9 protein-coding genes and 1 pseudogene are annotated in these 8,462 nt (G+C 60.9%); 4 read left to right on the forward strand and 6 right to left on the reverse strand.

Translation table 11 applies throughout. From position 1 onward, the window contains the following. Positions 1–398, forward strand: a pseudogene (locus EN939_RS11840) (hypothetical protein); the annotation flags it as partial. On the opposite strand, the gene EN939_RS11845 reads toward EN939_RS11840, so the two are convergent. From EN939_RS11845 to EN939_RS11855, 3 genes are all read right to left on the reverse strand, one after another. After that, positions 376–723, reverse strand: a complete 348-nt coding sequence (locus tag EN939_RS11845) for a DUF1491 family protein (RefSeq protein WP_127268163.1) — start codon at positions 721–723, stop codon at positions 376–378. The pseudogene EN939_RS11840 and the gene EN939_RS11845 overlap by 23 nt on opposite strands. 69 nt (positions 724–792) lie before the next feature. Continuing rightward, the gene (locus EN939_RS11850) at positions 793–1,590 is read right to left on the reverse strand and encodes a peptidoglycan-binding domain-containing protein (protein ID WP_127268164.1); all 798 of its coding nucleotides are present in this window, start codon (positions 1,588–1,590) and stop codon (positions 793–795) included. Continuing rightward, on the reverse strand, positions 1,565–3,295 hold the full coding sequence (locus EN939_RS11855; protein WP_127268165.1) for an ATP-binding protein: 1,731 nt from the start codon (positions 3,293–3,295) through the stop codon (positions 1,565–1,567). Before EN939_RS11855 ends, EN939_RS11850 begins: the two co-directional genes overlap by 26 nt. A gap of 536 nt (positions 3,296–3,831) precedes the next feature. Between EN939_RS11855 and EN939_RS11860 the strand changes: the two genes are divergently transcribed. Both EN939_RS11860 and EN939_RS11865 read left to right on the forward strand, forming a co-directional pair. Continuing rightward, the gene (locus EN939_RS11860; RefSeq protein WP_127268168.1) at positions 3,832–4,185 is read left to right on the forward strand and encodes a DUF5330 domain-containing protein; all 354 of its coding nucleotides are present in this window, start codon (positions 3,832–3,834) and stop codon (positions 4,183–4,185) included. A gap of 100 nt (positions 4,186–4,285) precedes the next feature. Next, a complete protein-coding gene (locus EN939_RS11865) occupies positions 4,286–4,714 on the forward strand; it encodes a SufE family protein (protein WP_127268169.1) in 429 nt (142 codons plus the stop codon). 167 nt (positions 4,715–4,881) lie between these two features. On the opposite strand, the gene EN939_RS11870 is transcribed toward EN939_RS11865, so the two are convergent. The 3 genes from EN939_RS11870 to EN939_RS11875 form a co-directional block, all read right to left on the reverse strand. After that, entirely contained in the window at positions 4,882–5,307 is a 426-nt protein-coding gene (locus EN939_RS11870; RefSeq protein ID WP_013532660.1) for a MucR family transcriptional regulator, read from the reverse strand. Between the two features lie 151 nt (positions 5,308–5,458). Beyond that, the gene (locus EN939_RS38010) at positions 5,459–5,719 is read right to left on the reverse strand and encodes a hypothetical protein (RefSeq protein WP_127276813.1); all 261 of its coding nucleotides are present in this window, start codon (positions 5,717–5,719) and stop codon (positions 5,459–5,461) included. 31 nt (positions 5,720–5,750) lie between these two features. Continuing rightward, on the reverse strand, positions 5,751–6,119 hold the full coding sequence (locus EN939_RS11875) for an SH3 domain-containing protein (protein ID WP_127268166.1): 369 nt from the start codon (positions 6,117–6,119) through the stop codon (positions 5,751–5,753). 180 nt (positions 6,120–6,299) lie between these two features. Between EN939_RS11875 and EN939_RS11880 the strand changes: the two genes are divergently transcribed. Then, on the forward strand, positions 6,300–8,423 hold the full coding sequence (locus tag EN939_RS11880; protein ID WP_127268167.1) for a S9 family peptidase: 2,124 nt from the start codon (positions 6,300–6,302) through the stop codon (positions 8,421–8,423). The last annotated feature ends 39 nt before the right edge of the window (positions 8,424–8,462 follow it).

Below are 8,462 nucleotides of genomic sequence, written 5' to 3' on the forward strand. Positions count from 1 at the left end.
AGACAGCGCTGACGGGAAACGCCGCGTTCTTCCAGACCGCGCTCGCCGATGCACTCGATATCGATTTCGAGATCGCGCGATCGCTCACCGCCAACCAGAATTATGCCTCGCTGCTTGCCGCCTTGCGCTCGCTCGACCTCAGCGAAGACAGGGCCTTCCTGATCACGGTTGCCGTCTATCCCAACCAGTTCCCGCATCCGCAGGCTATCCGCACCTTCCTCGACCGTTACCGGCTGCTGCATCGTGAAGCGGCCCAGGACAAGATGCGATCGTGGCGGGCGGAAGCCCTTTCAAGGGTGGTTCGCGGCGCAGCACCTGCCAACGGCGATCCACGCACCGCCTCGAACAGCGACGATGCGGCGGCTTCGTCCGGCCTCAGGGCGTCTTCACGGAAATAAGCTCCTCGACGGGCACGGTGCCGGCCTCGATCTCGACCACCCAGATATCGGGATCGAATTTTTTCTCCCTTTCCAGCCTGGCGTCGAGCACTGTGGCATCCTCGCCGGTTCCGAGCTGAGTGAAAAACCGGTCGTCGGGCTTGGCCGAATCATAGCTTGTCTGCGGCGCCGGCCCGAACAGGGCAACCTCACCCAGCCTGCCCCGCGCCAGCACGAACACAGCGCCGGCCTCGGTCGCGCCGCGCTTGACCACGGCGGCAAATCCCCCGGCGCCGAAAACCCGGCGCAACAGGGCCGAGACCCACAGATCCGATGTGACGCGCATGAGAGAGCTCCCGAAACTGCCGGTTCTCTATCGATATTTCCGCCGCTGGGCGAGCCGTCGTTTCAGCCGTCAGTTGGTCAGGCCGATCTCGCGCATCTTGACGTAGACGATCTCATCGGGCTCGCCGGTCTGCGGCAGCCCGAACAGCGACTGGAATTCCTTGATCGCCGCCTTGGTGCGCGCGCCGACGACACCATCCAGCTGCATGTCGTCATTGCCGAACGCCTTGAGCCCGGCCTGGATCTTGACGATGCGGGCATCGGGCGCTTGCGTCTCGGCATCCGCCTGCCCGGAATTTGTCTGTCCTGAACCTGTCTGCAAAGACACCGGAACGGCGGCCGGCATATCCGGGCGCGGCTGCGGCCTGGGTACGACGGAAGCGGTTTTCGGCGTCGCGCCCAGTTGATCGAGCAGAAGCGCGTCGATCTCGCCGGACGCGTTGAGCCCGACCTTCTGCTGATAGTCCTGGATGGCCTTGCGGGTGTTGGGTCCGGAAATGCCGTCGACCGTTCCCGAATAGAAATCAAGATCCTTCAATATGCCTTGCACCTGCTCGACAACCGGATCGCCCTTGATCGGTGCCGGCGCGCCGGATGGCCGCACGATGTTGAACGTCGTTTCCGGCTCGTCGGGCGCCGCGTGCGGAAAGCCCGCAATGCTGCGGGTCGCGAAGAATGCGCCGGCATGCGGGAAAGGCTGGTACCACAAGGCATTCGCAGAGACGTAGAACAGCGTCACCAGGAATGCCGTCGAGCCGCCCACCAGGACAGGGTTGCGCGAGATCATTCCGCCGACGGCGACAGCGCCGTCCTGAAAGGCGTTGCTGCGACGCTTGACCGCCTTAGCCTGTTTTGCGGAGCGAGCCATTTCTGTCCCCTTTCGCCATCGCTACAGGCATGGTCAGCACGCCGGCCTTCTCCGCCTGATGTCCCTTCGGTCCGTTCACCGGCAAGCTGATGGTCACCGTGGTGCCCTCGCCCGGCATGCTTTCGATGGACATCGTGCCTTCGTGCAGCGCCACCAGGCCCTTGACCAGTGAAAGGCCAAGACCAGTCCCCTCGAAACGGCGGGTATAGTCGTTCTGGATCTGCATGAAGGGCTTGCCGAGATTGGCGAAATCCTCCTCGGCGATGCCGATGCCGGTGTCCCTGACCCAGAAATGCAGGCGCGAACCGATCCGCTTGGCACCGACGACGACGTCGCCGCCGTCGGGGGTGAACTTGATCGCATTGGAGACCAGGTTGATCAGCATCTGCTGTACGGCGCGCTGGTCGGCATTGATGTCGCCGGCGTCCGGCGCGATCTGCGCCCGCAGATCGATGTTCTTGGCCTGCGCCTGCAGCTGCATCATCGACTGGCACATGTCGACCGCTTCCGCGAACCGGAACGGCTCCGGCTCGGTCGCATAAACGCCAGATTCAATCCTGGACACGTCGAGTATCGAGGTTACGACGGCGAGCAGATGCTGGCCCGAATCCCTCACCAGGCCGACATATTCCTTCTGGCGCGGATCCTTGAAGCCGCCGAACATCTCATGCAGCAGCATATCCGAGAAGCCGATGATGGCATTCAACGGCGTGCGCAGTTCGTGGCTGACCACCGCCAGGAAGCGCCCCTTCGCCACTTCGGCGGATGCGGCCGCCTCATTGGCCGCCGCGAGATCCTCGCGCAACCGGGCGATCTCGTCATTCTCGCGCAGGACGAGCGTAAAGACGTCACTCTGTTCCTCACCGCGCACCAGATCAAGCGAGAACGGGCGGTAATTGTCGGCCGTCAGGCTATTGCCGTTCTGAGGCAGGCGGATGCGCAATTCGAGCCGGCGCGACAGCGCACCGTCGCGCATGTCGGCCATTGCGCTGAGATAGGAAACGCGATCCGACAGATGGACGCGATCGAAGAGGCCGTTTCCAGACAGCAGTTCGGGCGGCAGTTTCAAAAGCGTGCGCGCTTTCGGCGACGCGTCCAGGACCTCGCCATGGCGGGCGACCCGCAAGACCACCGCATCGATGATTTCTTCGAGCCGGTCGGCAGTGTCGACCACAGCCGCGTCGGCCGTGTTTTGAAACGCCGATGCACGCGGCATCAGCGTAAGCGCCCACGCCAACGGCACCAGCCAGTGCCACGCCGCGATCTGCGCTCCTGCGAACGGAAATACGGTTCCAGCCAAAGGCTGAGCCAGGATGGCGACAGCGGCCGACACGGCTCCCCACAGTGCTGCACGTCGCGAGCCGCCGATCCACCAGGCTTCGAAAGGCAGCGCCAGGACAAGCATGGCGACAGGCGAACTCAGCCCGCCCGCGGCGGCAATGAGACTGCCGAGAGAAATGCCGGCCAGCATCAGGGCGAGCCCACTCGCCATCGCCATCTTGCCGGTCGCCGCCACCAGTAAGGCGACGAACCAGCACAGGCCAAAGGCGGCGAAGATGGCGGCCATGGTGACGGCAACGCCCATGCCTGAAGTGACCAGGGTGACCGCGGCGCCGGCGGCAAAGAAAGGAGCGGCGAGCATGACGCCGATGAAACGGCGCTGGCGCTCGCGGTCGCTCCGCCCAAGGATGGACGGATGGACCATACGTTCGCAACCGGCAGAAATCGCGCCAGGCAATTCAACGTATCTGGCCTTGATTGAACTCAACTCAACGCACTCGCACTTGTCGTGGACAGCTCTGCTTTGCAGATGGTTCTGGTTGGCTTTGAAACTCGCATCCAGCGTTTAAGGAATGGATAAGGCAGGGCCGACCAAGGCCCTGGCCTGCGGCAAATATCGGGATGCCGGCCGCCGAAAGCACGGGCAAATGCAGCCATAGTAAACGGAGAGTTATCCGGCGACGGCACCTATCGGACAGGCGCACACGGCACCCGGACTTCCACATTCCAAGAAAAATACAGGAAAATCATGGGGATGTATGGTTATTTGTTGTTAAGGAAAATCACTGGCAATTGAGACAAATGGATCGCAGAACGCTTCGTTTCGAATTTGCCTAAAATTTGAGGAAAATTCTCTCTTTGCCCGCAAGCCGTCCTTTGCGCCTGTGTGCCAAGATCCTGCCTACAAAAGAGGTCATGCCATATGGATGCATGATCCGGTCACGACGAGAGGGCAAGGGCATGGTCTTCCTCATAAGAATGGCTTTCTGGTTTTCGCTGGTGCTGCTGGCGCTGCCGCTGACTGTCGGCCCCGATGAAGCGGGCCGCGAAAGCGTCGGGCCGATCCAGGCCTTGTTTGCGGCACGCGAAGCGGTTGGCGATATCGCCGGCATTTGCGAACGCAAGCCCGATGTCTGCGAGACCGGCAAGTCGGCAATGCACACCATCACCGCCCGCGCCAAGGAGACCGCCAAGATCGCGGCAGCGATGATGGACGACAAGTCCGCCGCCGGCCCCGACACGTCGACGATGACCGGCAGCCTGCCCGTAGAAATCGTCTTGCCCGAGACCGTCAACCTGCCGCCTCAGAATTAAGCCGCTTCGACGGCGCACCGCGGGCTGTCTGCCCTCTCGACGCCCGCGGTGTCCTTGTTTTTCCGTGACGCGGAGCCGCCGCGTGACTATATCCGGCATTATGACCACCACGATCCAGACGATCCGCGACGATTTTTCGTTCCTCGAGGAATGGGAAGACCGCTATCGCTACGTCATCGAACTCGGCGAGGCGCTGCCGCCATTTCCCGACGAGCAGCGCAGCGCCGCCAACAAGGTGCCGGGATGCGTCAGTCAGGTCTGGTTGACCACCGAACGCGGGGCTGGAGCCGACCCAGTCATCACCTTCACGGGCGATTCGGACGCTCACATCGTGCGTGGACTGGTTGCGATCATACTTGCGCTGTTTTCCGGCAGGACCGCCAGCGAAATCCAGCAGACCGATGCGGAAGCGACATTGAAAGAACTCGGCCTCGACGAACATCTGTCGCCGCAGCGCGCCAACGGCCTTCGCTCGATGGTCAAGCGCATCAAGCGCGACGCCGAGGCAGCGCTCAAGCAGACCGCCTGACACCTTCATACCGGATCCGCGCCTCGCGGCGCAAAAATCAAACGGCGCCCGAAGGCGCCGTTGATGTCGATCCGATCTGGCTTATTTTGACGCAATTCCCAAGGGAGAGCTCTATGCGCTTTCCCGGGAAAACCGTTTCACTTTTCCTTGAATTGCTCTGGCAGCGATTACCGCGCTTTGCGCTTGCGGCCGAGGCCCATCTTCTTGGCAAGCTGTGACCGGGCAGCCGCATAGTTGGGTGCAACCATCGGATAGGTCGGGTCAAGGTTCCACTTTTCGCGATACTGGTCCGGTGTCAGGTCATAGTGGGTCATCAAATGGCGCTTCAGCGACTTGAACTTCTTGCCGTCTTCAAGGCAGACGATGTAGTCGTCATGAACCGACCGCTTCGGGTTGACCGCCGGCTTCTGCTTGTCGGCAGGCGGCTGTTCGGCGGTTCCGCCCACACGCCCGAGCGCAGCATGGACATCGGATATCAGGTTCGGCAATTCGCCGACCGGCACGGGATTGTTACTGACATAGGCGGCCACCACATCGGCGGTCAATTCGATCAGCGCATCGCTGTTTCTGGAAGGTGTTTCGACAATATCCATGGTCTTCGGGCCCCAACAAGAGTTACATCGATCTGCGCCCTTTTTTACAAGCAGGGCATCGCACGAATTTTGTGCAGGTAGAGTTTCTACGATTCGTGTCGCGGGCACATCAATGAGCGCCCAGACCAAGTAAGTCAATTCGGCCCTTACGCTATATTGAACGATATTGATCAATTATTCCGCGATCAGCTTCAATCTTTCGTGCATTGTGTAATTTATCGATATTTCGCGCGCTCGTCGGCAACGGCTGACGCAACGTCAGCTCACCGTTACATTCGCGGCATCTCACGAAATGGGTTTTAATGTTTGATTTTGCTTGGCTATCGTCGGGCAATATTGGTTGTTCATATTTGTCCACAAAACCAAAGGTTGCCGTGGTCATACGCAAGCAATCAGGCGACATGCCTGTCATCCGGCGGATCGGCTGATTGCTGCCGGATCAATCAATGCGGCGTGATGTATTTGCCATACGCCCAGCCGGTGACGAATTTGCCGTTCTGGGCCGGATCATGCCAGACTTCGCACCAGCGAAAACGAATCTTTTGTTCCTGCTTCCATGCCGGCTGGTTGGCGATGTCGAGCAGGTTTATTCCGCCGGTGCATCGCCCGGTCATCTGCAGAACGGTCCCGTTCGGATATGCCGCCTGCTTCTGGGATGCGCCCGAAGGGTATTTGCGCACATTGAGCGTGTCGCCGAACGGCACATTGGCCACTTGCCAAGCCGCGAATACGGTCGCATGAGACTGGCCGGCAAAGGCCAGAGTTAGTGAAGCAACGGCGAAAGCCGCAGCAGTCCGAGACCAAATAGTCATCATCTCTCCTCCCGGCTCATCTCCTGGAGCCGACACAATCCATACGCTCCGGCTCTTGAACCTGCCCTGATCGGCGTGTTCATTCGCCGTTCAAGATATTCTCCATTCGAGATGGTCCATTCAAGATACTGGCCCATTGAAGATACTGGCCCATTGAAGATACTGGCAAAGCGAGACGCAATGACCAAGACATCCATATTTCCGATCGTCAGCCCGCCAACGCCCGAGAAGCGGCCGGTTTCCGACACGCATCACGGCATCACGCGAACCGACGACTATGCCTGGCTGCGGGCCGGCAACTGGCAGGAGATGTTCCGCGACCCCTCATTGCTCGATGCGGGAATCCGCGCAGAACTCGAGGCGGAGAATGCCTACCAGTCGAAGCTGATGGCCGACACGGTCGAACTGCAAAAGCAGCTTTTCAAGGAGATGAAGGGCCGTATCAAGGAAGACGATTCTTCCGTGCCGATGAAGGATGGGCCCTATGCCTATGGCTCGTCCTTCAAACTTGGTGGCGAGCAGCCGCGCTATTTCCGCATGCCGCGAGACGGCGGTGCCGAGCATATCCTGCTCGATGGTGACGCGGAGGCCGCGGGCAAGGCCTATTTCCGTCTTGGCGGCGTCGACCATTCGGCCGACCACGCAAGGCTGCTGTGGGCATTCGACGACAAGGGCTCCGAATTCTACACGCTTCACGTGCGTGACCTTGCCGACGGCAGGGAACTTGCGGACCAGATCCCCGACACCGGCGGTTCAGGTGTCTGGAACGCCGCCAATGACGGCTTCTTCTATACACGTCTCGACCCCAACCACCGCCCGTCGAAGGTGCTGTTCCATGCGCTTGGCGACAGCCCGCAAAGCGACCGGCTGATCTATGAGGAAACCGATCCCGGCTTCTTCATGAATGTCGACGGCACCCGCAACAACGAGTGGATCATGATCGGCATCAACGACCACGAGACCTCGGAATACCGCCTGATGCGCGCCGACGATCCGTTTGCCGAACCGAAACTGGTGTCGCCGCGCGAGATTGGCCTGCAGTACGAGCTGGAAGAAGGCGGCGATATCTTCTTCATCCTGACCAATGCCGACGGCGCCAAGGACTTCAAGATCATGACGGCACCAGCGGGCGATCCCGTGCGCGCCAACTGGCAGGAACTGGTGCCGCACGAACCCGGCCGGCTGATCCTGTCGGTGATCGGCTTCAGAGACCACATGGTTCGGCTCGAACGCAAGGAAGGCCTGCCGCGCATCGTCGTGCACGACCGCACCAGCGGCGAGGAGCATCTTTTGTCCCTCGACGAGGAGGCTTTCTCGCTCGGCCTGTCGGGTTCCTATGAGTACGACACCGAGATCATGCGCTTTTCCTATTCGTCGATGACGACACCTGCGCAGGTGTTCGACTATAATATGCGTACCCGCGAGCGGGTGCTGCTGAAGACCCAGGAAGTGCCATCCGGCCATGATGCGGACCACTATGTCACGCGGCGCCTGATGGCGCCGGCCAGCGATGGCGAACTGGTGCCGATCTCGCTTTTGCACCATCGCGACACGCCGCTGGACGGATCCGCACCTTGCCTGCTTTACGGCTACGGCTCCTATGGCATCACCGTGCCGGCCGCCTTCAACACCAACTGGTTCTCGCTGGTCGACCGGGGCTTTGTCTTCGCCATCGCTCACGTTCGCGGCGGCAAGGACAAGGGCTATGGCTGGTACGATGACGGCAAGCGGGAGAACAAGATGAACACGTTCACCGATTTCATCGCCGTCGCGCGCCATCTGGTGACGGAGCGTTACACGGCGCATGACCGTATCGTCGCCCAGGGCGGTTCGGCCGGCGGCATGCTGATGGGTGCCGTCGCCAACATGGCGCCGGATTGTTTTGGCGGCATCGTCGCCGAGGTACCCTTCGTCGATGTCCTCACCACCATGCTCGATGCGACCCTGCCGCTGACGCCGCCGGAATGGCCCGAATGGGGCAACCCGATCGCGTCCGCCGACGACTACCGGACCATTGCCGCCTACTCGCCCTATGACAATGTCGTTGATCACGACTATCCGCCGATCCTGGCGCTGGCCGGTCTCACCGATCCGCGCGTCACCTATTGGGAACCGGCCAAATGGGTGGCCCGGCTGCGCGACCGCAAGAGCGGGGACAATCCGGTCCTGTTCAAGATCAACATGGATTCCGGCCATGCCGGTGCCTCCGGCCGGTTTTCGCGGCTGGAGGAGATCGCCTACACCTATTCCTTCGCGCTGAAGGTGATGGGTAAGGCGCAGCCTACGGGAGAAATCGACCGATGATCGATCTCGCTACACTGATTGCTTATGTCGCGGTTGTGC

The sequence above is a fragment of the Mesorhizobium sp. M7A.F.Ca.CA.002.05.1.1 genome, from assembly GCF_003998335.1.
Taxonomy (GTDB): domain Bacteria; phylum Pseudomonadota; class Alphaproteobacteria; order Rhizobiales; family Rhizobiaceae; genus Mesorhizobium.